Below are 23619 nucleotides of genomic sequence, written 5' to 3' on the forward strand. Positions count from 1 at the left end.
ATGAAAAAATCCTCGGCATGCCGGGGATTTTTTTCGTCCATTGAATTCTTCGCTGCGTGGTTGTTCCGTTAATTCCGATAATTTTATACGGTCAGCGCCGCCAATAATCCGGCTGGGCATAAGTCCGGCGCAGGAAATCGACGAAAACGCGCACGCGTAGCGGTAAATGACGGCGCTGGGCAAATACCGCGTAGATGTCGTTTCCCGGCGCCGCGAATTCATCGAGCACCGTCACCAGCTGGCCGGCTTCGATCTGCGCCGCCACTTCCCACATCGAACGCCAGGCCAGGCCCCGCCCGCCGAGCGCCCACTCGTGCAGCACGGCGCCGTCGTTGCACACCATGTTGCCGGCCACTTTCAAGGTCACCGTCTTGCCGCCTTCACGGAAGGTCCAGCCGCGCTGGCTGCCTTCGCTGCTGATCGCCAGGCAATTGTGGCGCGCCAGGTCGGCTAGCGAGCCTGGCCTGCCGTGCCGCTTCAGGTAGCCGGGCGCCGCTACCACCACGCGCTGGTTGTCGGCCAGCTTCACGCCGACCAGGCTGGAGTCGCCCAGGCTGGCGATGCGGATTGCCACGTCGACCCCTTCGCCGACGACGTCGACCACGCGGTCGTTCAGGTTCAGGTTGACGGTAAGTTCCTGGTGCTCGGCCAGGAAGGAGGGCAGCAGCGGCGCCACGTGCTGGCGCCCGAAACCGGCCGGGGCCGAAACCAGCAGGTGGCCCTTGGCATGGGCGCTGCGCGCCGACACCGCGCTCTCCGCTTCTTCCAGCTCGGCCAGGATGCGCTGGCAATCTTCCAGGAAGGCGGCGCCCTCGTCGGTGAGTGCCAGGCGGCGCGTGGTGCGCTGCAGGAGTTTCACGCCCAGGCGCGCTTCGAGTGCGTCCAGGCGACGCCCGATCATGGCCGGCGCAATGCCCTCGGCCCGCGCCGCCGCCGACAAGCTGCCGCGTGCCACTACTTCGACGAAGGTGTTGATTTCCCTGAATTTGCCCATGCGCTCTGCTCTCATCTATGACAAAAACGCACAGATGATATGAATAAATGTATCGTTTGATGACTTCGAGTTGAATATACTTGATGCTATGACAAACGCCAAGCCGGCCTGGATCGCGCTATCCTGCCAGCCTGGCTGCACCAGCATTCAATCACATCGAGGAGTACGAGCATGACGATCGCAACCCCATCCGGCATGGAGATCCGCGCCGAGGTCCAGCCTGGCTACGAACAGATCCTGACCCCGGAAGCGCTGGCACTGGTGGCAGACCTGACGCGCCGGTTCGAGCCGCGCCGCCAGGAATTGCTGGCCGCCCGCGTCGAGCGCGCCAAGCGCCTGGATGCCGGCGAGCGCCCCGACTTCCTGCCCGAGACCGCGCACATCCGCGCGGGCGACTGGAAGATCGATCCGATCCCGCAGGCGCTCCAGTGCCGCCGCGTGGAAATCACCGGCCCGGTCGAGCGCAAGATGGTCATCAACGCCCTGAACTCGGGCGCCGACAGCTACATGACCGACTTCGAGGACTCGAACGCGCCGAACTGGGACAACCAGATCACCGGCCAGATCAACATGCGTGACGCCGTGCGCCGTACCATCTCGCTGGAACAGAACGGCAAGTCGTACAAGCTCAACGACAAGGTGGCGACCCTGGTCGTGCGTCCGCGCGGCTGGCACCTCGACGAAAAGCACGTGCTGGTCGACGGCAAGCGCATCTCGGGCGGCATCTTCGACTTCGCCCTGTTCATGTTCCACAATGCCAAGGAACAATTGGCACGCGGCGCCGGTCCTTACTTCTACCTGCCGAAGATGGAATCGCATCTGGAAGCACGCCTGTGGAACGACATCTTCATCGCCACCCAGGAAGCACTGGGCCTGCCGCGCGGTACGATCCGCGCGACCGTGCTGATCGAAACCATCCTGGCCGCCTTCGAGATGGACGAAATCCTGTACGAGCTGCGCGAGCACAGCGCCGGCCTGAACGCGGGCCGCTGGGATTACATCTTCTCGTGCATCAAGAAATTCAAGCTGGACAAGGACTTCTGCCTGGCCGACCGCCCGAAGGTGACGATGACGTCGCCCTTCATGCGTGCCTACGCGCTGCTGCTGCTGCAGACCTGCCACAAGCGCGGCGCGCCGGCGATCGGCGGGATGTCGGCCCTGATCCCGATCAAGAACGACCCGGCGAAGAACGAGACTGCGATGGCCGGCGTGCGCAACGACAAGGCGCGCGATGCCACCGATGGCTATGACGGCGGCTGGGTCGCCCACCCAGGGCTGGTCGAGCTGGCCATGACGGAGTTCACCAAGGTGCTGGGCGACAAGCCGAACCAGATCGAGAAGCTGCGTCCGGACGTCGAGGTCACGGCCGCGCAATTGCTCGACTTCAAGCCGGAAACGCCGATCACGGAAGAGGGCCTGCGCTACAACATCAACGTTGGCATCCATTACCTGGGCGCCTGGCTGGCGGGGAACGGCTGCGTGCCGATCCATAACCTGATGGAAGACGCGGCCACCGCCGAGATCAGCCGTTCCCAGGTGTGGCAGTGGATTCGTTCGCCGAAAGGCGTGCTTGAAGACGGCCGCAAGGTCACCGCCGAGATGGTGCGCGCCATGATTCCGGAGGAATTGGCCAAGGCCAAGCAAGCGGCGCCGAACGGCGACAACCCGAGCTATGCGCGGGCGGCGGTAATCTTCGAGGAAATGTCCACTTCGGAACAGTTCGCGGAATTCCTGACGCTGCCGCTGTACGAAGAAATCTGATCTTTCCTTGACGCCTGAAAAAGCCGCCCGGCGTGCGCGCGCCGGGCGGCTTGTCGCATCCATCTCAGAACACGTTCTTCCACTCGCGCAGGGCGGCAAAGGCCTGCAAGGGCGCGGCGCCCGCGGCCAGCTTGCCGGCTTTCACCAGTTCACCCACGATCTCCGCTTCGCGGTAGCGCAGGAAGGGATTCGTGCGGCGCTCCAGGCCGATGCTGGTCGGCACCGTCGGTACGTCGAGCGCGCGCTTGGCGCTTTCGTCCTTCACGCGCAGCGCCAGGGCTTCGTTGCCGGGCTCGACCGCCTGGGCGAAGCGCAGGTTCGACAGCGTGTACTCGTGCGCGCAATACACTTCGGTATCCTCGGGCATGGCGGCGAGTTTTTCCAGCGAGGCAGCCATCTGCGCGGGCGTACCCTCGAACAAGCGCCCGCAGCCGCCCGCGAACAGGGTGTCGCCGCAGAACAGCCAGTGCAGGCCAGGCGTGCGCCGCACATAGGCGATATGGCCCAGTGTATGGCCGGGCACGTCGAGCACCTCGAGCTCCAGGCCAAGTTCCGGCACCGTAACGCGGTCGCCTTCGGCCAGCGGATGCGTGACTTCGGCGATGCCGTCATCGCGCGGCCCGTACACCGGCACCCGGGCGTGCTGCAGCAGCGCCGGCACGCCGCCGATATGGTCAGCATGGTGATGGGTGAGTAGAATGGCGGTGAGGGTCAGGCCATGTTCGGCCAGGGCCGCCAGGATGGGCGCGGCGTCGCCCGGGTCGACCACGGCCGCATGCCTGCCGTCGTGGATCAGCCAAAGATAATTATCCTTGAACGCGGGCACGGTCAGGACACTCAAATCATTGCGCGGCGCGCTGGGTTGCGTGTTTGCTGGGGTATCGGTCATGGTTTCAATTGAGGGTAGGCATGGATAGCGCTGCTTCCGAAAAATCCATTATAGCGCTCGACGAATGGCTGCTTTCTCCGGCCGGCGCCTACGTGCGCGCCTTCGAGCAAGCCTGCCTCGACGAGCTCACCGCCGACATCTTCGGCTACAACGCGGTGCAGATCGGCGTACCGCAGATCGACGCCCTGGCGGCCAACCGCATGCCCAACAAATGGCAGGCCGCCACCCGCACCTCCACCGCCGACGAACTCGCGTTCGCGGCCAGCGGCAAGCAGATCGCCGTGGCCCTCGATTTCGCCGAGCTGCCCTTCGCCTCGCAAAGCCTGGACCTGGTGGTGCTGCCGCATGTGCTCGAGTTCGCGGCCGAGCCGCACCAGGTGCTGCGCGAGGTCGAGCGCGTGCTGATCCCGGAAGGGCAGGTGATCATTTGCGGCTTCAATCCGGCCAGCATGTGGGGCATGCGCCAGGGCCTGCAGCGCTTGGGCAGCCATGGCTATCTGCCGGCGGCGGGGGAATTCATTTCTATGCCGCGCATGAAAGACTGGTTAAAATTATTGAATCTCAGCGTAGGCGGCAGCCACTTCGGCTGTTATGCGCCACCGTTCCGTTCCGCCAAATGGCTCGACCGGTTCGCCATGATGGAAGGCGCGGGCGGGCGCTGGTGGCCGTATCTCGGCGCCGTGTACATCGTGCATGCGATCAAGCGCGTGAAAGGCATGCACCTGATCGGGCCGGCGTGGAACAAGAAGTCGAGCCGGGCGCCGCAGGCGGTGCCGGCAACGAATCGGAAATAAGCAGGAAATAAGCAGGAAACAAGCAGGAAATAAACAGGAAATAAAGAAAGCAAGCATGACGAAAGTGGAAATTTTTACCGATGGCGCCTGCAAGGGCAATCCCGGCACCGGTGGCTGGGGCGCGCTCCTGACCGCCGACGGCCACGAAAAGGAAATCTTCGGCGGCGAGCCGAACACGACCAACAACCGCATGGAGCTGAAGGCGGTCATCGAGGCGCTGAGCACGCTGAACCGTCCCTGCGACGTGGTGCTGCACACCGACAGCCAGTACGTACAGAAGGGCATCTCGGAATGGATCCACGGCTGGAAGGCGCGTGGCTGGAAGACCGCGGCCAAGGAACCGGTGAAGAACGACGACTTGTGGAAGGCGCTCGACCTGGCCCAGCAGCAGCACACCGTCGAATGGCGCTGGGTGCGCGGCCACAACGGCCATCCGGGCAACGAGCGCGCCGACGTGCTGGCGAACCGCGGCGCGGCAACGGTCAAGCGTTGAGCGGGGCCGGCTTGCGCTATACTCCCGGCCTGCCTTAACTCATCATTTTTGCACCATGCGCCAGATCGTTCTCGATACCGAAACCACAGGACTGAACCCCCGCACTGGCGACCGCGTCATTGAAATCGGTTGCGTCGAGCTGGTCAACCGCACCCTGACCGGCAATAACTACCACCGCTACATCAATCCCGAACGCGAGTCCGACGAGGCCGCGCTCGCCGTGCACGGCCTGACGACGGAATTCCTGAGCGACAAGCCGAAGTTCCACGAAATTGCCGAGGAACTGCGCGCCTATATCGAAGGCGCTGAAGTCATCATCCACAACGCGCCCTTCGACCTGGGCTTTCTGAACCACGAATTCCAGCGGCTCGGACTCAAGCCCTTCGTCGACTACTGCGGGCCGGTGATCGATACCCTGGTCTTCGCCAAGGAAATGCATCCGGGCAAGCGCAACTCGCTGGACGCGCTGTGCGACCGCTACGGCGTCTCGAATGCCCACCGCAAGCTGCACGGCGCACTGCTCGACTCGGAACTGCTGGCCGACGTCTACCTGTCGATGACGCGCGGCCAGAATTCGCTGTCGATGGACGTCGAGGTCGAGGAAACCGGCGGCGGCATGCTGCTCGACGCGGTGCCGCTGGGCGAGATCATCGTCGTGCAAGCGTCGGCGGAAGAACTCGCCAACCATGAAGAACTGCTGGCCGGATTGGACAAAGGCGTCAAAGGCGAATGTATGTGGAGAAAATATTCGCCGCTAGTTTGACGTTGGAGAAAGTTTTTGGCATAATACTCCTCGTTGTCAGGGAGGTTAGCTCAGGGGTAGAGCACTGCATTCACACTGCAGGGGTCGCAAGTTCGAAACTTGCACTTCCCACCAGAATTCATAGAAGACGCGAAGGCCTGTAACGCTGTGTTACAGGCCTTTTTGCTTTCGAGGGGCGGGGACACCGCCGCACACTCCTCCATCTGTCCGCAGTGAAAACCACAGGGGCCCGGTGACGACGCAGGCTGCTTGTCTGCTGCTTGTCTGCTGCCTGGCGGCTTTCGACGGATTCCAAACGCCTGCTCTCTTGATAGCCGCCTGGCTGCACATATCCACAGCAGCTATCCACCTCGACCGACGAAAACACCTGGCTGAAAAAGAATCATCCTGCCGGGTAATGGTTCTCCGCTAAACGCCGTTTGCTTATCGGAGAGGTGCTCACCTGGCCGGCGACAGTACGCAAGCGTATTCTCGGGACATCGACAGCGTATTGACCCAGCTATTTGCTGTATTTACAATCGCGGGAAGCCAGTTCGTGTCAGTGCGGTTCGTTAACTCTGCGTCCAATCATGTTCGTTCTCACCGTATGCTTGCCCAACCTTCATCAGCAACTGACCGAACTGAAAAACCAGGCGTCCTGGCAGTCGCTGGATGTGCAAGATGCCTCCTCTTTTCCTGAAGCAGCCGCCGCCTGCCAGCTTCACAAGCCCGCTGCCTGCTTCGTACACGCTTGCAGCCGCACTCAACAAGGCACCGATGCGGAGAAGTTCATTCGCAACGTGCGTGCGGGCTGGGATGCGGCTGCCATCTACGTCGTGCTCGACGCCGATGAGCCTGACGACGAGGCATTCGAGCAGCGGCTCATGGATGCGGGTGCGACCGATTGCATCCGCTCGCACCGGCTTGTCCATGCAATGCAGGAACATTGCCTGCGGCGCGCCGTGCGTGACCGGGCGCGCATGAACGCCCAGCACGAGCGCAACCGCTTCTTTGAACTGATGGAGGAAGACATCGGGTTCGGGCTCTGGCAATGGAACCCGCGCAACGATTCCTACCGGTGGTCCGACCGGGAATACCGACTGTTCGAACTGGACGGTGATGCGTCCGAGGACATCAGCTACTTCCGCTGGCGCGACGCGATTCATCCGGACGACCAGGAAAGGGTGGAAGCGGAAATCAGCCGGGCGATCGTCGGTGTCAGTCCCTATCGCAGCGTTTTCCGCATGCGTCGCCCCGGGCCAGACGGGCGTCCGCGCTGGTTGGCCGGTGTCGGACGCCTCAGGCGGGATCAATGCGGCGCACCCGCCTTCCTGTATGGCGTGAACTGGGACGTGTCGGCCTGCCGCAACGCAGAGGGCGAGGCCATGCGGCGGCTCGGTTGCAGCGACTGCCTGTCGCATGTGAAGGCGAATACCTTCCAGCAGTACTTCAACCTCGCTGTCGACTGTCTCTTTCATGTCAAGGAAGACACTGACGGCAGCCTGCGCTATACCGCAATCAATCCTGCCGGCTGCGCCCATGCAGGCAAGCCGCCTGGCGAGATTATCGGAAAGACCCCTGTCGAGGTCGTCGGGATCGAGGCGGGGACCGTGATCGAAGCCGGACTGCGGCAGGCGCTGCGGTCGGGCACGCCGTTTCGATACAAGCCCTCGTTCGAGATGGCCGGCTCCAATCTAATATTCGACGCCACCTATATTCCGATCGCGGATGAAACCGGGCGCTATGCAGGCGTACTGGGTTGCGCACGCGACGTCACGGATCATGCGCGCCTGCAGGCCACGCTCTTGCAGGCACAAAAAATGGAGGTGCTGGGTCAATTTTCCAGCGGGGTCGCACACGACTTCAATAATGTGTTGCAAAACCTTAGCAACCTGGTCGAACTGTTGCAGTATGCGCGTGATCCGGACCAGGTTGCCTCGCTGCTCAAGCGGGGGCGGGCCATCGTCACCTGCGGCAAAGCACTGACATCCCGGCTGCTGGTTTTCGCGCGCAAGGGAGCACCCGCGGCCGAGGTCCTCGATCCCAACACTGCGATCATGAGCGTACGTGAGATCCTGCAGTTGTCGGCCGGTAGCAATGTGCGGATCGAAACCGGGCTGCAGCCAGGCATTTGGCCTGTGTTCGCGGATCCGGTCCAGTTCGACCTCATGCTGATCAACCTTGCCGTGAACGCGCGCGACGCCATGGACCGTACCGGCCTGCTGACGATCACGACCAGTAATCTCACCCTGCGCGGCGATCCCGACGGCGTCCTGGGCGATGGCGACTATGTATGCATCGCGATCTCCGATACCGGGGCCGGGATGCCGGCGCATGTCCTGGCGCAGGCCACGCAAGCGTTTTTCACGACGAAGCCGGCAGGGCAGGGGACGGGCCTGGGGCTGAGCATGGTGTCCAGGTACCTGCGCGACATGTCCGGCGACTGCAAGATACGCTCGCAGCCCGGCCAGGGCACGTGCGTGTCAATGTACCTGCCGCGTGCCGGTTGAGCCGGCCAGGGCGGCGCTGGCGCCCTCATCCTGAGCGGCGCCGGGAAGCCGCCTGGCGCCGTGACCGCGGCCAGTGCGGCCGGAGGTAGGCGTGCCCGCGCGCCTGGCGGCACGAAGCCCGCACGCATCATCCGGTTAATCTGCATTTAATCTTCGCCCCCTAGTCTGGAGGTGTTGATTCATTGAAATGCAGACCCGTATGCGCGACCTGACCACTTTTCCCGAAACGCCGCTGCGCCACCCTGGGCGTGCACGGCTGACAGGCCAGCCGCGCCCGGCCCTGGAGCGCTTCGAGCGCGGCGACGCCGGCCGCGGCGAACTCGAAGCCTTCATCGCCGCCACCTTCCTTGCCAACTACGGCGCCCGGCTGACCCACTTCAGCGACACGCTGGTGGGTTTTCGCGGCCCCGATGGCGCCTGGGCGGCGGCGCTCGGCTTTTCGCTTGCCGGCGCCGGCCCCCTGTTCCTCGAACATTACCTCGACGCCCCGGTCGAGATGGAGATCGGCCTGCGCCTGGGCCGGGCGGTCGAGCGGCGCGACATCGTCGAGGTCGGCAACCTGGCGGCAACCCACGCCGGCGCGGCGCGCAGCCTGATCGTCGGCACCACGTCCCTGCTGCACGGCATGGACCTGCGCTACGTGACCTTCACCGCCACCACCAGCCTGCTCAATTCCTTCGGCCGCCTGCAACTGCGGCCGCAAGCCCTGGCTCCGGCCGACCCGGCGCGCCTGCCGCAAGCGGGCGCCGGCTGGGGCAGCTATTACGACACCCACCCTCAGGTCATGTTTGGTGACATCCACTATGGTTATTCAGAACTTGCTCGATTCGCTACCCGACAACACCGTCCTGCTGAGTGACGGCCACAGCGGGCTCGACCGCGCCGCGCTGCTGGCGCGCATCGACGCGCTCTGCGCCGCCCTCGGCGCCAGGGCCCGTCCGGCCGCGCCGGTCGCCATCCTGGCCGACAATTCGCCGGAATGGCTGGTGGCCGACCTCGCCACCCAGAAGCTCGGGCTCACGCTGGTGCCGCTGCCGCTGTTCTTCACGCCGCAGCAATGGGCGCACGTGCTGGAGCAGAGCGGCGCGGCGGCGCTGTTCTGCGCCGACCCGGCCCAGGCCGCGGCGCTCGGCTTCGAGCGGGTGGTCGACGCCGGCGGCCCGCTGGCGCTGTGCGAAACCGGGCGCGACGTGGCGCCGGCGCCGCTGGGCGGCGTGCAAAAGCTCACGTTTACGTCGGGTACGACCTCCGCGCCAAAAGGCGTGTGCCTGAGCGCCGCCCAGCAATGGGAAGTGGCGCGCGCCCTGCAGCGCGGCGTCGGCCCGCTGGGCATGGAGCGCCACCTGTGCCTGCTGCCGTTCGCGGTGCTGCTCGAGAACATCGCCGGGCCGTACACCGCGCTGCTCAGCGGCGCCACGGTGATCTGCCCGCCGCTGCTCGATACCGGCATGCGCGGCGCCAGCGGCTTCGACGCCGGCACCTGCCTGGCGGCGATCGAACGCTACGCGCCGCACAGCATCACCCTGGTGCCGCAGATGCTGCAGGCGCTGGTGGCGGCGGCCCGGCCGGACGATGCGCGCATGCGCAGCCTGCGCTTCGTCGCCGTCGGCGGCGGCAAGATGCCGCCGCAACTGCTGGCGGCGGCGCGTGCGCGCGGCTTTCCCGTGTTCGAAGGCTACGGCCTGTCCGAATGCGCCTCGGTGGTGGCCCTGAATTTGCCCGGCGCCGCCCGCGACGGCAGCGTCGGCCGGCCGCTGGCGCACCGGCGCGTGCGGATCGCGCCCGACGGCGAGATCCTGGTCGCCGGCTGCGCCGCGCGCTACCTGGGCCAGGACATGCGCGAGGAACCCTGGCTCGCCACGGGCGACCTCGGCCACATCGACGGCGACGGCTACCTGTACGTCGACGGCCGCAAGAAAGACATCCTGATCACGGGCTATGGCCGCAACGTCTCGCCCGAGTGGCCGGAGGCGGTGCTGGCCGGCACCGGCGCCTTTGCCCAGGCGATGGTGGTGGGCGACGCCCAGCCCTACCTGGGCGCCTTGCTGGTGCCGGCGAGTGCGCGCCTGGGCGCGGCCGAGCTGCAGGCGGCCGTCGACCGCGCCAACGCAGCCTTGCCGGACTATGCGCGCATCCGCGCCTGGCTGGCGGTGCCGCCTTTCCTGCCGGCGGACGGCCTGGCCACGCCGAACGGCCGCCTGCGCCGCGCGGCGATCCGCGCCGCCCACGCCGACGGCATCGCATCCCTTTTCGTTCAACCGGAGTCCACGACGTGAATTTCTTCGACCAGTTACAAGGCGCCACCGAGCCCGAGCGCCAGGCGCTGTTTGCCATCCCGATCATCCAGGACGCCCTGCAGGGTCAGGTGGTCGCCAGCCAGTACATCGCCTTTCTCGGCCAGGCCTACCACCACGTGAAGCACACGGTGCCGCTGCTGATGGCCTGCGGCAGCCGCCTCGGCGAACGCCACGAATGGCTGCGCGAGGCGATCGCCGAATACATCGAGGAAGAGGTCGGGCACCAGGAATGGATCCTGTCCGACATCCGCGCCTGCGGCGGCGACGCCGAGGCCGCGCGCCGCGCGCCGCCGCACGCGAGCACCGAGCTGATGGTGGCGTATGCCTACCACCAGGTCGACCGCGGCAATCCGGTCGGCTTCTTCGGCATGGTGCACGTGCTGGAAGGCACCAGCACCGCGCTCGCCACCCACGCCGCCGACACCATCCGCTCGGCCCTGTCGCTGCCGCCCGAAGCCTTCAGCTACCTCAGCTCGCACGGCAGCCTCGACCTCGAGCACGTCGCCTTCTTCGAGAAGCTGATGAACCGGCTCGACGACGAGGCCGACCGCCAGGCCGTGGTGCACATGGCGCGCATGATGTACGGCCTGTACGGCAACGTGTTCCGCAGCCTGCCGCATGGCGCGCAACTGTTCGGGAAGGAAGCCTGAGATGGCGCGGCAAGAAACGGGCAAGCGCTACCGCGCCGTGCTGACCGGCGCCAGCGGCGGCATCGGCGCGGCCATCGCCGAACGCCTGGCCGGCGCCTGCACCCTGCTGGTCCTGGTCGGGCGCAACCGGCCGGCGCTGGAAGAGCTGGCCACGCGCCTGCACGGCTGCAACGTGCAGATCGTCTGCGGCGACCTGTGCGAAGCGCATAGCCTGGGCGCGATCGCCGCCGCGGTGCGCGCCAGCGGCGGCATCGACCTGCTGATCAACAATGCCGGCGTCAGCAGCTTCCATGCCTTCGAGAGCCAGGCGCCGGAGGCGATCCGGGCCCAGGTCGAGACCAACCTGCTGGCGCCGATGCTGCTCACGCGCACGCTGCTGCCGCTGCTGGCCGAGGCGCCGTCGGCCCAGGTGGTGAACATCGGCTCGGTGTTCGGCGCGCTCGGCTTCCCCGGCTTTGCCGCCTACGGCGCCGCCAAGGCCGGCCTGGCCGGCTTTTCGCAGGCCCTGCGCCGCGAATACGCCGACAGCACGATCGCCGTCCGCCATTTCTCGCCGCGCGCCACGCGCACCGCCATCAACAGCGAGGCGGTGAACGGCATGAACCGCGCACTGCGCACGAGCGAAGACACGCCGCAAGCGGTGGCCGAGGCCTTCATGCGCTTCCTGGCCGGCAGCGCGGCCAGCCATACGCTGGGCGGCAAGGAGCGCTTCTTCGTGCTCGTCAACAAGCTCGTGCCCGGCATTCCCGAGAACGCGATCCGTAAGCAGCTGGGACAGATCCGCAAGTACCTGCCGCGCTGATTCCGACCACCCTATACAGAAAAGCAAGGAGCCAACATGAACATTCTTATCCGCACGCTGGCCGCACTGGCCGCCGCCTTCGCCCTGGGCACGGCCCATGCCGGCCCGGCCGAGGACGTCGCCCGCATGCAGCACGGCTGGGAGCAGATCAAGTACGGCACGCCCGCGGCCCAGCAGGAAGCGCAGTTCGAGCGCCTGCTGGCCGAGAGCAGCCAGCTGGCCGCGCGCAATCCGGGCAATGCCGAGGTGCTGACCTGGTATGCGATCGTCGAATCGACCTATGCCGGGGCCAAGGGCGGGCTGGGCGCGCTCAAGCACGTGAAGAACGCCAAGAAGTCGCTGGAACGGGCGCTGGCGATCGATCCGGCTACCCTGTCCGGCTCGGCCTACACCAGCCTCGGCTCGCTGTACTACCAGGTGCCGGGCTGGCCGATCGGTTTCGGCGATAATGCGAAAGCCGAGGAATTCCTGAAGAAGGGCCTGGCGGCGAACCCGGACGGCATCGACCCGAATTATTTCTATGGCGACTACCTGTACCGCAAGGGCGACAGCGCCGGCGCCGAGCGCTACCTGCGCAAGGCCCTGCAGGCGCCGGCGCGTGCGGGACGCAAGCTGGCCGACGACGGGCGGCGCGGCGAGATCGAGGCGCTGCTGGCGAAAATCTCGGGAGGAAAGAAGTGACGGGGAAAACGGAAGGAATGCGTTCTTGAGGCTGCTCCTGATCGAAGACGACGAACTGCTCTCCAGCGGCCTGCTGGTGGCCCTGCGCCGCGCGCACTACAGCGTCGAGCACGTGCGCGACGGCGTCTCGGCGCTGGCCGCGCTGCGCGACAATGCCTTCGACCTGGCCGTGCTCGACCTCGGGCTGCCCGGCCTGGACGGCACCCGGGTGCTGGAGCAGGTGCGCGCCGGCGGCAACGGCCTGCCGATCCTGATCCTGTCGGCGCGCGACGCCATGCGCGACCGCGTGCAGGGCCTGGACCTGGGCGCCGACGACTACCTGGTCAAGCCCTTCGAGCTCGACGAACTGCTGGCGCGCCTGCGCGTGCTGGCCCGGCGCTCGGGCGGGCGCCCGGTCAACCGGCTCGAACGCGGCAGGCTGGCGCTCGACCTGGAAAGCCTGCAGGCGGCCTGGGAAGGCGAGCCGGTCGATCTGCAGCGGCTCGAGTTCATGCTGATCAAGCAGCTGGCCGAGCAGCCGCTGCGCGTGTTCAGCCGCGCCCAGCTCGAGGAAACCCTGTACGGCTGGGGCGAGGGCGCGGAAAGCAACACCATCGACGTCCACGTCCACCACCTGCGCAAGAAACTCGGGGCGGCGGCGATCAAGACCATCCGCGGGGTCGGCTACCGCCTCGGCGACGTCGGCGAATGAGCGCGCCTACCCGCACCTACTCGAGCCGGCGCCGGCTGGTGGCGGCCACCTTCGCCTGCATCGTGCTGATCTTCGGCGGCATCGGGCTGACGGCCAACCTGGTGGCGCGCCACGAATCCGAGGAACTGTTCAGCGCGCGCCTGGCCACCTCGGCGCGCGTACTCGAGGCCCTGGCCGGGCGCCAGCTAGCCACCGCCACGCTGGCGCACCCGCTGGTGATCGCGCTGCCGCCCGAGCTCGAAACTTCGACCAGCAGCGTGCCCGAGCGTTCCGGCCACCGCTACGAGACCAAGATCGCCTTCCAGGTCTGGCGCGACGACGGGGTCCTGCTGGCCAGGTCGGCCTCCGCGCCGGACGCGCCGCTGGCCAGGCTGGCGCCCGGCTTCAGCACCCAGCACCTGGGCGGCACCACCTGGGAAGTGTTCGCGCTGCGCTCGGGCCGGATCTGGGTGCTTACGGCGGAGAAGGAAGAAGTGCGCGGCGAGCTGGCCGAGTACATCGGCATGTCGATCACCGCGCCGCTGGCGGCCGGCGGCCTGCTGATGCTGCTGGCGGTGAACCTGGTGCTGCTGCGCGGCATGCGCCCGCTGCGCGACCTGGCCGCGCGCATCGCCGCGCGCAGTCCGGATTCGCTCGACCCGGTGGTGTTGCCGGCCACCCCGATCGAGCTGGCGCCGATCGTCACCGAACTGAACCAGCTGCTTGGCCGCATCCAGGCCGCCTTCGAGCGCGAGCAGCGCTTCATCGACGCCGCCGCCCACGAGATCCGCACCCCGATCGCCGCCGTCCAGCTGCACATCGAGAACGCGATGCGCTCGCCCGGCGACCGCGAGCGGGGCGAGGCGCTGGCCCAGGCGATGGCCGGCGCGCGCCGCACCAGCAAGCTGGCCGAGCAGTTGCTAACGCTGAGCCGGATCAGCGCGCGCAGCGATGACTACACCGCCCGGCGCGTGTCGCTGCTGGCGGTCTGCCACGACGTCATCGGCATGCTCGACCCTCTGCTCGAACGGCGCGGGCAAAGCATCGGCCTGGATGCGCCGTGCGACGCCGAGGTCTGGGGCGAACCCTCGCAGCTGCGGCGCCTGCTGCAGAACCTGGTCGAGAACGCCTCGGTGCACGGCGCGCCGCAGGGCGAGATCGGGGTGTCGCTGGCGCTGCGCGGCGAGCGCGCGATCCTGACGGTGGCCAACGACGGCGTGCCGATCCCGGACGAGGAAATGGGCAAGCTGTTTACGCCCTACTACCGGGTGCAGGGCGCGGCGCCCGGCGGCCATGGCCTGGGGCTGGCCATCGTCAAGGAAATCGCCGGCCAGCACGCGGCCTCGGTCGGCCTGCGCCGCAAGGACGACGGCCAGGGCACGGTGGCCGAGGTCTCGCTGCGGCTGGCCGGCGCACTGGCGCCGCCGCGCCCGGCCGCGCCTACTTCACCAGCGTGACCGGCACCTCGGCCAGGTGCACCACGCGCGTGGCGACCGAGCCGATCACCAAACTGGCCAGCGCGCCGTGGCCGCGCGTGCCCATCACGATGGCGCCGCAGCCGGATTCGCGCGCCTGGGCCGCGATCTCGGCGGCCGGATCGCCGAAGCGGCAGTGCAGGGTATAGCGCAGGCCGGCGCCGGCCAGGATGGCGGCGGCCGGCTCCAGCGCCTGCGCCGCCTGCGGCGGAAAGCGCTCGTCGAGGCTGTGGGCGGAGAAAGCCTCCGCCAGCGTGACCGCGGTCATCGGTGCGATGACATGCAGCAGCTCGATCTCGGCGCTGGCGGCGGCTCCGGCCGCCGCTTCGGTGGCGACATGGCGCACGGCGCGCAGCGCGCTGGGCGATCCGTCGCAAGGAACAAGTATGCGTTTCATATGGCGCTCCCGGTTGCAGGACAAGGCGTGAGGTGACGCATCCGTCTCCAGTGTAGACCGCTTTCGTCCGTGGGCCTAGTGCGCGCCCGGCAACTCAGAGGGCGAGGGCGGGCAGCCAGCCGGCCAGGATGCCGGCCGCGGCGCCGGCAGCGATCACCAGCCAGGGCGGCAGTTTCCAATACATCAGTCCGGACAGCGCGGCCAGGGCCAGCACGGCGTCGGCCGGCGCGGCGACGGCGCCGCTCCCGAGCAGGTGGCAGAGCGCGGCCAGCAGCAGCCCGACCACGGCGGCATTGATGCCGGCCAGCGCGGCCGCCATGCCGGGCGCGGCGCGCCAGCGCGCCCAGAACGGCAGCGCCCCGGCCACCAGCAGGAAGGCGGGGACGAAGATGGCCAGCAGGCACAGCAGGCCGCCGGCCCAGCCCGAGGGCGCGCCATGCATCGCAGCGCCGAGGAAGGCGGCGAACGTGAACAGCGGGCCGGGCACGGCCTGCGCCGCCGCATAGCCGGCCAGGAAATCCGCGCTGCTCACCCAGCCGCGCGCCACGACCTCGGCCTGCAGCAGCGGCAGCACGACGTGGCCGCCGCCGAAGACCAGGGCGCCGGCGCGGTAAAAGGCGTCCACGCTGGCCAGGGCCTGGCCCGGCAGCCAGCGCGCCGCCAGCGGCAGGCCGGCCAGCAGCAACAGGAACAGCGCCAGCCAGCACAGGCCGGCGCGGCGTCCGACCGGGACCGCCAGCGCATCGTGCACGGCACGCGGCGCCGGCCGGAACAACAGGCGCCCGGCCAGCCCGGCGGCGGCGATCACGCCGGCCTGGCCCCAGGCCGAAGGCAGGAACAGGGTGAAGGCGGCGGCCGCCAGCATGATGGCGATGCGCGGCGCATCGGTGCACAGCGTGCTCGCCATGCCCCACACGGCCTGGGCGACGACGGCCACCGCCACCGCCTGCAGGCCGTGCACCAGCCCCGCCGGGACGACGCGGGCGCCCTGCGCCATGCCGAGGGCGAACAGGATCAGGGCCAGCGCCGAGGGCAGGGTGAAGCCGGCCCAGGCGGCGAGGGCGCCGGGGTAGCCGGCGCGCGCCAGGCCCAGCGCCATGCCGACCTGGCTGCTGGCCGGTCCCGGCAGGAACTGGCACAGCGCGACCAGGTCGGCATAGCTGTGCTCGTCGAGCCAGCGGCGCCGGGCGACGAATTCGGCACGGAAGAAACCGAGGTGGGCCGCCGGCCCGCCGAACGCGCTCAGGCCGAGGCGCAGGAAGACGAGGAAGATGGACCACGGTGAGCGGGAGTCGGTATCGGCCATGCGCTTGCTGGAAATTGTTCCAAGGCAAGCATGATAGCGGAAAGCGCCTCCCGGCGAAGCGGCTCAGCAAGGCGTGAAGCGCAGGCAGGACACGGCGTGGCCGGGCAGGTGGCCGACCTCGATCTGCTCGGCCGTGCATTCGTAGTCGTCGTTGTGGCGGCAGGACGGAAGCTTGCAGGCGCCGACGCCGGCTTGGCGCTCGCGGTTGCGCGCATGCGGCTCGGCGGCGAGGAAGGTGTCGCAGCCCGGGTGGACGCCGTCGCCCACCGTGATGGCGCGCGCATGGCAGGTGTTGCCGGTATTGTAGGCGCACTCGGCGGCCGAGCAGACGGCGACCGTCGGCATGTCGATGTTTAGCTGGGTCACGATTCCTCTCCCGGTCGGCGGCGAATGGTTGCAGTTCCTGATGCCGTTAGACCGCCTGCGCGGCGCCGGTGCGGCCTGCCGCCAGGATGTTTGACGCCGATCACGCATCGGGCGCGCGCGGCGCGATGCCGAGCCCGCGTTCGACCTCGGCCAGGGCGCGCACCGTGGCCACGACCGAATCCGGATTCAGGCTGATCGCATCGATCCCCTGTTCCACCAGGAAGCGCGCCACTTCCGGGTAGTCCGAGGGCGCCTGGCCGCAGATGCCGACATGGCGGCCGTTGCGCCTGGCCCCGGCGACGGCCTGGCGCAGCATCTCCAGCACGCCCGGGTCGCGCTCGTCGAAATCGAAGGCGACGGTTTCCGAGTCGCGGTCCACGCCCAGCACCAGCTGGGTCAAATCGTTCGAGCCGATCGAAAAGCCGTCGAACAGGGCGGCAAAGGCGTCGATCTGGATCACGTTGTTCGGGATCTCGCACATCATGTGGATTTCGAGCCCGTCCTGGCCGCGCGCCAGGCCGTGCGCCGCCAGCGCGTCGAGCACGGCGCGCGCTTCGGGCACGCGGCGGCAGAAGGGTATCATCAGGCGCAGGTTGTCCAGGCCCATGTCGCGCCGCACCCGGCGCATGGCGGCGCATTCGAGCGCGAAGCCGTCGGCATAGGCCGGGTGGGCGTAGCGCGCGGCGCCGCGAAAGCCGAGCATCGGGTTGGCCTCGGCCGGCTCGAATCCGGCGCCGCCGAGCAGGCTGGCGTATTCGTTGGTCTTGAAGTCGGACAGGCGCACGATCACCGGTTTCGGCCAGAAGGCGGCGGCGATCGTGCCCACGCCCTCGGACAGTTCGCGCACGAACCAGTCGGCCGGCGAGGGCGAGGCCGCGCTCAGGCGTGCGATCTCGGCGCGCACGGCCGGGTCGGCCACGCGCTCGGGATGGGCCAGCGCCATCGGATGGACGCGGATGTGCTCGGCGATGATGAATTCCATGCGCGCCAGGCCGACGCCGTCGCTCGGCAGGAAGCTGGTGCGCAGGGCCGCGTCCGGGTTGCCGATGTTGACCATGATGCGGGTGCGCGGCAGCGCCAGCGCCGCCAGGTCGGTGCCGGCGGTGGTGTACGGGATGCGGCCGCCGTACACGCGGCCGGTCTCGCCCTCGGCGCAGGACAGGGTCACCTCGTCGCCGCTGCGGATGGCGGCGGTGGCGTCGCCGCAGCCGACCACCGCCGGCACGCCGATCTCGCGCGCCACGATCGCGGCGTGGCAGGTGCGTCCGCCGCGGTCGGTGACAACGCCGGCGGCGCGCTGCATGACCGTGCCCCAGTCCGGCATGGTGGCGGCCGCCACCAGGATCTCGCCCGCTTCGAAGGCGGCCAGCTCGGCGGAGGTGGCGACCACGCGCGCCTTGCCCGAGGCGATCTTGCCGCCGACGGCGCGCCCGCTGGCCAGCAGCGGCCCGTCGCCCGCCAGCCGGTATTCGTCGAGCCGGGTGGCGCTGCGGCGCGAAGCGACGGTCTCGGGGCGCGCCTGCACCAGGTAGAGCTTGCCGTCGATGCCGTCGCGCGCCCATTCGATGTCCATCGGCACCGGGTGCCCGGCGCGCGCGCTGTAGTGCTCCTCGATGCGCAGCGCCGCCGCCGCCAGTTCCAGCACGGCGTCGTCGTCGAGGCAGAAGCGCGCGCGCTCGGCGGGCGCGGTCGGCTCGTTGCGCGTGGCCGCGGCGGCGCCCGGCGCCGCGTAGACCATCCGGATTTCCTTGCCGCCCAGGCGCCGGCGCAGCAGGGTGCGCCGGCCCGCGCGCAGGGCCGGCTTGAAGACCCCGTATTCGTCGGGGTCGACCGTGCCCTGCACCACGTTCTCGCCCAGGCCCCAGGCGCCGGTCACCAGCACCAGGTCGCGAAAGCCGGTCTCGGTGTCGAGCGTGAAGACGACCCCGGAACTGGCGAGGTCGGCGCGCACCATCTTCATGACCCCGACCGACAGCCAGACCTTGAAGTGGTCGAAGCCGTTGGCGCTGCGGTAGACGATGGCGCGGTCGGTGAACAGGCTGGCGAAGCAGCGCCGGATGGCCGCCAGCAGGGCGGGACCGGCGCCGACGTTAAGGTAGCTCTCGTGCTGGCCGGCGAAGCTGGCGCCGGGCAGGTCCTCGGCGGTGGCAGAGCTGCGCACGGCCACGGTCAGGCCGGGTCCGTATTCGGCGCGCAGGACTTCCCAGGCCCGCAGGATGGCGGCCTCGAGCCCGGGAGGCAGCGGCGCCGCCACGACGATGGCGCGGGCGCGCGCGGCGCGCCGCGCCAGGTCGTCGACGTCGCCCGGGTCGAGGCCGTCGAGCGCGGCGTGCAGGGCGTCCCAGGCGCCGGCGCGGTCGAGCGTGGCGCGGTAGGCGGCGGCGGTGACGGCGAAGCCGTCCGGCACGCGCACGCCGGCGGCGCCGAGTTCGCGCACCATCTCGCCGAGCGAGGCGTTCTTGCCGCCCACCAGGGCCAGGTCGTCGAGGCCGACCTCGGCGAAGGGCAGGACCAGATCGGATGGCTGCTTCATTCAATTCTCCTGTGCAGGCATGGCGCGCATCGCGGGCGCGTGGTCATGGGGCGGCCAGCGCCCGTTCCAGGGCGGGGTCGAGGCCGTAGATGTCGTCGGCGAACAGCACCCGGCCGGCGCGGTCGGCGACGGCGGTGGCATAGAACAGCACCACCGGAACCGGCGCCGGCAGGTTCAGGGTGCGCGTGCGGCCGCTGCGGATCGCCGCCTCCAGCGCGGCGCCGTTCCAGCGCGCCGGGTCGGCGAGCACGAACTGCGCCAGCGCCAGCGGCGCCTCGACCCGGATGCAGCCGTGGCTGAGGTCGCGGCGGCTGCGCGCGAACAGTTCCTGGGCCGAGGTCGCGTGCAGGTAGATGTCCATCGGGTTCGGCATGGCGAACTTCAGCGCCCCGAGCACGTTGCGCGGACCGGGCCGCTGGCGGATGCGGGCCGTGCCGGCGCGCACGGCCGCCAGCGCGGCGGGGCCGGCCGCGGGCAGCACCCGTCCGGACGCGTCGACGATCTCCATGTCGTTGCCGCGCAGGTAGCCGGGCTGGCGCGCCAGGCGCGGCAGGATTTCCTTCACCGCGATGCTGTGCGGGACGTTCCAGTAGGGATTCAGTTCCAGGTAGCGCAGCGTGCCGACGAACAGCGGGGTCGGGGCGGCGGCGGCCTTGCCGACGATGATGCGCATTTCCAGCGGCGCGGCGGCGGCGTCGCGGCTGTCGAAGGCCCACAGGCGGTAGGCCGGCAGGTTGACCGCCACCATCGGTCCCGGCGCCAGCGCCGGCAGCCAGCGCAGGCGTTCCAGCGTCAGCCCGAGCTGGACCGCGCGGCGCGCCGGCGGCACCGCCAGCGCCGCCAGGGTGAGCGGACCGGGCACGCCGTCGGGCACCAGGCCGTGGCGCGCCTGGAAACGGGCCAGCGCCTGCGCCGGCACGACGCCATCCTGCGCCTGGTCCTGCTCTCCATCCTGCTCCCCGTACTGCGCCTCGCCGCCGGGCTCGTCGCCGGGGGCGAGGTCGCCCAGCAGGCGCAGGCGCTCGCGCAGCAGGGCCGCGCCCGGATAGGCGGCGCCGGGCGTCGTGCCGGCCGGTCCTGGCGGCGGCAGCGGCGGCCAGTCCGGGTGCGCCTGGGCCAGCGCGCGGTAGCGGGCCAGGCCGGCGCGCACCCGCGCGTACAGCGGGATCGCCGGCGCCGCTTCCTCGACCGCTTGCGCCAGCCGCCCGCCGCGCAAGGCGGCGCCCAGGACCGCGGCCGCGTCCCAGGGCGGCGCCGGCGTGCCGGCGCGGTAGGCCAGCGGCGCGCGGCCGCCGTGCAGGTCGGCCAGGTAGCGCAGCATGGCGCCGTCGAGGGCGCGCGCGAGGGCGGCGTCGGCGTCCGGGCCGCGCGGCGCCGCCAGCGCCTGCGCCAGCTCGGCGGCGCGGTAGTGCGCGGGGTCGAGGCCGTGTTCGGCGGCCGCCTCGAGCAGCGCCACGGCCTGGCGCGCCTGGGCGGCGTCGCCCGCCAGCCAGAGCGAGGCCGGGGCGGGGGCGGCGGATGCCGTGGCGGCGGAGGCGGCGGGCGGCGCCGGCTGGATCGGGCCGGCGCGCGGCGGCTGCGCCGGCAGCAGCAGGCAGAGGCAGAGCAGGGCGGTCGAGCGGGCAGCGGACATGGCGGGGCGGCGGGTGGTGATCTGCACACGATAAAAAGGAAGCACGGTCGCGGTCATTGATCCAAGTCAAACGAAACAATGACCGGGCGGCGGAAAGAAGCGGCGTCCGCCGCGTCGGCATTGACGCACCTCAAGCCGCCGGCAAGCGCGGCGGCCATGCTGGCGGCATGGACACGTCCCGGCCCACCCGTCCCTGCCTGCCGCTCACGGCGGCCACGCTGACCCGTTCGTTCTCGTTCTGCACCGGCATCGAAAACAGCGCGCCGCTGGTGCGCGGGCCCGACGGCAAGCCCTGCCGCATCGACCAGATGCAGGCCTCGGGCCACGACCGGCTCTGGCGCGAGGATTTCCGCCTGGTGCACGAACTCGGCATCCGCTGCCTGCGCTATGGCCCGGCCTATTACCGCACCCACCTTGGCCCCGGCCGCTACGACTGGGCGTTCGCCGACGCCGCCTTCGCCGAGCTGCGCCGGCTCGGCATCGTGCCGATCGCCGACCTCTGCCACTTCGGCCTGCCCGACTGGCTCGGCAACTTCCAGAATCCCGACTTCCCGGCCTGTTTCGCCGAGTATGCGCGCGCCTTTGCGCGGCGCTATCCATGGATCTGGCTGTACACGCCGGTCAACGAAATGCTGGTGACGGCCGAGTACTCGGCGCTGCGCGGCTTCTGGAACGAGGGGCTGGCCGACGACGCCGCCTTCGTGCGCGCCCTCGGGCACGTGGTGGACGCCAACCGGCGCGCCGCCGAGGCCATCGCCGAAGAATGCGACGCCTGGTTCGTGCAGAGCGAAACCACGCGCTACCACCATCCGCACGACCCGCAGGCCGCGCCCTGGTCGGCCTGGCTGAACGAGCGCCGCTTCCTCTCGCTCGACCTGAACTACGGCCGCATGCCCGGTCCCGAGGTCAGGGCCTACCTGCTGGCCAACGGCATGCCGCGCGCGCGCCTGGCCGCCTTCATGCGCGGCGCCCCGCGCCGGCGCTGCGTGATGGGGACCGACTACTACGAGGGCAGCGAGCAGGTGGTGTTCGCCGACCGCGTCACCCGCGCCTCGAACGTGCTCGGCTACTACGGCCTGACGCGCCAGTACCACGCGCGCTACCGGCTGCCCGTGATGCACACCGAGACCAACCAGCTGCAGGGCCTGAACGCGGCGTTCTGGCTCGAGCGCCAGTGGGCCAACGTGCTGCGCCTGCGCCAGGAGGGCATTCCGGTGATCGGCTTCACCTGGTACAGCCTGACCGACCAGGTCGACTGGGACATCGACCTGCGCGAGGCGCGCGGCCATGTCAATGCCAACGGGCTGTTCGACATGGCGCGCCGCATCCGCCGCGCCGGCGTCGCGTACCGGCGCATCATCCGCGACTGGAGCGGGGTGCTGGCCGCCAGCGGCGCCGACTGCGGCGCGCCCGAACTCGGCGTTTGATCGCGGCCCGCGCGTCAGGCCGGGGCGGCGGCGCCCGCGGCCGGCGGCGCCAGCACGCTGCGGTTGCGCCCGTCGCGCTTGGCCCGGTACAGGGCGCCGTCGGCCGCGCGCAGCAGGGCCGCCCAGTCCGCGTATTCCGGCCCCAGCTCGGCCACGCCGGCGCTGACCGTGAAGCGCAGCGGCCCGGCCTCGGTCGGCAGGCACAGCGCCGCGATCGCCTCGCGGATGCGCTCGGCGCAGGCCAGGGCCTCGGCCGCGCCGGTGTCGGGCATCACGCAGACGAATTCCTCGCCGCCCAGGCGGCCGATGTAGTCGCTGGCGCGCAGCTGCTCCTTGCAGGCGGCCACCATGGCGCACAGGGCGCGGTCGCCGGCCGCGTGGCCGAAACGGTCGTTGACGCGCTTGAAGTAATCGATGTCGAGCATGGCCAGCGCCAGCGGCCGCCGGTGGCGCCGGGCCAGGGCCAGGTCGTGGCCCGCCAGCTCGGTGGCGTAGGCGCGCGTCAGGGCGCCGCTCAGGCTGTCGCGGCGCACCGCGTCCAGCAGCGCCTGTTCGGCCAGAAAGGCGCGCCGGCGCAGGTGCAGCCTGGCCAGCGCCACGCCCAGCGCCAGCGCCCAGGTGAGCCCGTACAGCAGCAGGGTGTTCGCCAGCACCGGCGGCGCCAGCCGGCGCGCGGCAAGCAGGGCCAGCAGCAGCGCCGGCGCCAGGCCGGCCAGCAGGAAGCGGCGCGGCCGCGGTTCGACCAGGGCCAGCAGGAACAGGGCGCCGGTCAGGCCGGGCAGCGCCAGGACCAGGCCCTGCGGCAACAGCGCGGCGCACAGCACCATCGCGCCGGCATGGGTGGCGTACAGCCAGGCGCAGCGCCAGCCCGGGCGCGGCAGCAGGGGGCCGGCGCCGTAGGCCAGGGCGCCGGCCAGCACCAGCGCGACCCGGATGCGCAGGGTCAGGCCCGCGCGCGCGGGATCGAGCCAGGCGTCCCAGGCGCCGAAGGCGAGGATGAAGACGCCGAAGACCGGGCCGAGCACCGGCAGCAGGCGCGCCAGGTCGGCGTCCACGGCCGCGTCGAAGGCCGGCTGCATGCCCTTGCCGAGCGGCCGGAACAGGCTGCGCAGGGCCTGCGCGGCCTGGGCCGCGGCCGCCTTGCTTGCTTTCATGTCGTCCTTCCGCGAACGCACTTGGACCGTTCGCAGTTCGCAAGG

The 23619-nt window shown here is 69.5% G+C and carries 21 protein-coding genes and 1 tRNA gene; 14 read left to right on the forward strand and 8 right to left on the reverse strand.

Going from position 1 to position 23619, the window contains the following annotated elements; all coding sequences use genetic code 11:
- Positions 1-91: 91 nt before the first annotated feature.
- Positions 92-994, reverse strand: a complete 903-nt coding sequence (locus tag ACWYRN_RS20585; protein ID WP_488689556.1) for a LysR family transcriptional regulator — start codon at positions 992-994, stop codon at positions 92-94.
- A 171-nt stretch (positions 995-1165) separates the two neighbouring features.
- Between ACWYRN_RS20585 and aceB the strand changes: the two genes are divergently transcribed.
- Positions 1166-2755, forward strand: a complete 1590-nt coding sequence (gene aceB, locus ACWYRN_RS20590; RefSeq protein WP_488689557.1) for a malate synthase A — start codon at positions 1166-1168, stop codon at positions 2753-2755.
- A 64-nt stretch (positions 2756-2819) separates the two neighbouring features.
- Here aceB and gloB read toward each other — a convergent pair whose 3' ends face one another.
- Positions 2820-3644: a hydroxyacylglutathione hydrolase gene (gene gloB, locus ACWYRN_RS20595; protein ID WP_488689558.1), complete on the reverse strand. Its 825-nt coding sequence runs from the start codon at positions 3642-3644 to the stop codon at positions 2820-2822.
- Positions 3645-3664: 20 nt separating this feature from the next.
- Between gloB and ACWYRN_RS20600 the strand changes: the two genes are divergently transcribed.
- The 12 genes from ACWYRN_RS20600 to ACWYRN_RS20655 all read left to right on the forward strand — a co-directional run bounded on the left by ACWYRN_RS20600 (position 3665) and on the right by ACWYRN_RS20655 (position 14740).
- Complete coding sequence (locus tag ACWYRN_RS20600) at positions 3665-4438, forward strand: class I SAM-dependent methyltransferase (RefSeq protein ID WP_229435472.1); 774 nt, start codon at positions 3665-3667, stop codon at positions 4436-4438.
- Positions 4439-4493: 55 nt separating this feature from the next.
- Positions 4494-4931: a ribonuclease HI gene (gene rnhA, locus ACWYRN_RS20605; RefSeq protein ID WP_229435473.1), complete on the forward strand. Its 438-nt coding sequence runs from the start codon at positions 4494-4496 to the stop codon at positions 4929-4931.
- A 55-nt stretch (positions 4932-4986) separates the two neighbouring features.
- Positions 4987-5694 carry a DNA polymerase III subunit epsilon gene (gene dnaQ, locus ACWYRN_RS20610; RefSeq protein ID WP_488689559.1) on the forward strand — a complete coding sequence of 236 codons (708 nt, stop codon included), beginning with the start codon at positions 4987-4989 and terminating at the stop codon, positions 5692-5694.
- A gap of 39 nt (positions 5695-5733) precedes the next feature.
- Positions 5734-5808: transfer RNA gene (locus ACWYRN_RS20615), tRNA-Val, on the forward strand.
- A 455-nt stretch (positions 5809-6263) separates the two neighbouring features.
- Positions 6264-8183, forward strand: a complete 1920-nt coding sequence (locus ACWYRN_RS20620) for a PAS domain-containing sensor histidine kinase (RefSeq protein WP_488689560.1) — start codon at positions 6264-6266, stop codon at positions 8181-8183.
- Positions 8184-8382: 199 nt separating this feature from the next.
- Positions 8383-9042, forward strand: coding sequence for a thermostable hemolysin (locus ACWYRN_RS20625; RefSeq protein ID WP_488689561.1), 660 nt, complete (start codon positions 8383-8385; stop codon positions 9040-9042).
- Entirely contained in the window at positions 8987-10459 is a 1473-nt protein-coding gene (locus tag ACWYRN_RS20630; protein ID WP_488689563.1) for an AMP-binding protein, read from the forward strand. Before ACWYRN_RS20625 ends, ACWYRN_RS20630 begins: the two co-directional genes overlap by 56 nt.
- On the forward strand, positions 10456-11130 hold the full coding sequence (locus ACWYRN_RS20635; RefSeq protein ID WP_488689565.1) for an iron-containing redox enzyme family protein: 675 nt from the start codon (positions 10456-10458) through the stop codon (positions 11128-11130). The genes ACWYRN_RS20630 and ACWYRN_RS20635 overlap by 4 nt, the downstream gene beginning before the upstream one ends.
- Position 11131: 1 nt before the next feature.
- Positions 11132-11932 (forward strand): SDR family oxidoreductase, encoded by an 801-nt coding sequence (locus tag ACWYRN_RS20640; RefSeq protein ID WP_488689566.1) that lies wholly within the window; start codon positions 11132-11134, stop codon positions 11930-11932.
- A 36-nt stretch (positions 11933-11968) separates the two neighbouring features.
- Positions 11969-12613, forward strand: a complete 645-nt coding sequence (locus tag ACWYRN_RS20645) for a tetratricopeptide repeat protein (RefSeq protein WP_488689567.1) — start codon at positions 11969-11971, stop codon at positions 12611-12613.
- Positions 12614-12638: 25 nt separating this feature from the next.
- Positions 12639-13304 carry a response regulator transcription factor gene (locus ACWYRN_RS20650; protein ID WP_488689568.1) on the forward strand — a complete coding sequence of 222 codons (666 nt, stop codon included), beginning with the start codon at positions 12639-12641 and terminating at the stop codon, positions 13302-13304.
- Positions 13301-14740: a sensor histidine kinase gene (locus ACWYRN_RS20655; protein WP_488689569.1), complete on the forward strand. Its 1440-nt coding sequence runs from the start codon at positions 13301-13303 to the stop codon at positions 14738-14740. The genes ACWYRN_RS20650 and ACWYRN_RS20655 overlap by 4 nt, the downstream gene beginning before the upstream one ends.
- Here ACWYRN_RS20655 and ACWYRN_RS20660 read toward each other — a convergent pair.
- The 5 genes from ACWYRN_RS20660 to ACWYRN_RS20680 form a co-directional block, all read right to left on the reverse strand.
- Positions 14724-15155: a universal stress protein gene (locus ACWYRN_RS20660; RefSeq protein ID WP_488689570.1), complete on the reverse strand. Its 432-nt coding sequence runs from the start codon at positions 15153-15155 to the stop codon at positions 14724-14726. The genes ACWYRN_RS20655 and ACWYRN_RS20660 overlap by 17 nt on opposite strands.
- 94 nt (positions 15156-15249) lie before the next feature.
- Positions 15250-16461, reverse strand: coding sequence for a chromate efflux transporter (chrA, locus tag ACWYRN_RS20665; protein WP_488689571.1), 1212 nt, complete (start codon positions 16459-16461; stop codon positions 15250-15252).
- Between the two features lie 63 nt (positions 16462-16524).
- Positions 16525-16827, reverse strand: coding sequence for a DUF1540 domain-containing protein (locus ACWYRN_RS20670; RefSeq protein WP_488689572.1), 303 nt, complete (start codon positions 16825-16827; stop codon positions 16525-16527).
- A 100-nt stretch (positions 16828-16927) separates the two neighbouring features.
- The gene (gene ppsA / locus ACWYRN_RS20675) at positions 16928-19360 is read right to left on the reverse strand and encodes a phosphoenolpyruvate synthase (protein WP_488689573.1); all 2433 of its coding nucleotides are present in this window, start codon (positions 19358-19360) and stop codon (positions 16928-16930) included.
- 43 nt (positions 19361-19403) lie between these two features.
- The gene (locus ACWYRN_RS20680; RefSeq protein WP_488689574.1) at positions 19404-21038 is read right to left on the reverse strand and encodes a L,D-transpeptidase family protein; all 1635 of its coding nucleotides are present in this window, start codon (positions 21036-21038) and stop codon (positions 19404-19406) included.
- A 122-nt stretch (positions 21039-21160) separates the two neighbouring features.
- Between ACWYRN_RS20680 and ACWYRN_RS20685 the strand changes: the two genes are divergently transcribed.
- Positions 21161-22420, forward strand: a complete 1260-nt coding sequence (locus tag ACWYRN_RS20685) for a family 1 glycosylhydrolase (RefSeq protein ID WP_488689575.1) — start codon at positions 21161-21163, stop codon at positions 22418-22420.
- 14 nt (positions 22421-22434) lie between these two features.
- Here the strand turns inward: ACWYRN_RS20685 and ACWYRN_RS20690 are convergent, their stop codons facing one another.
- Entirely contained in the window at positions 22435-23574 is a 1140-nt protein-coding gene (locus ACWYRN_RS20690; protein ID WP_488689576.1) for a GGDEF domain-containing protein, read from the reverse strand.
- Positions 23575-23619: the final 45 nt, after the last annotated feature.

Source organism: Massilia sp. BAP21 (assembly GCF_057801335.1).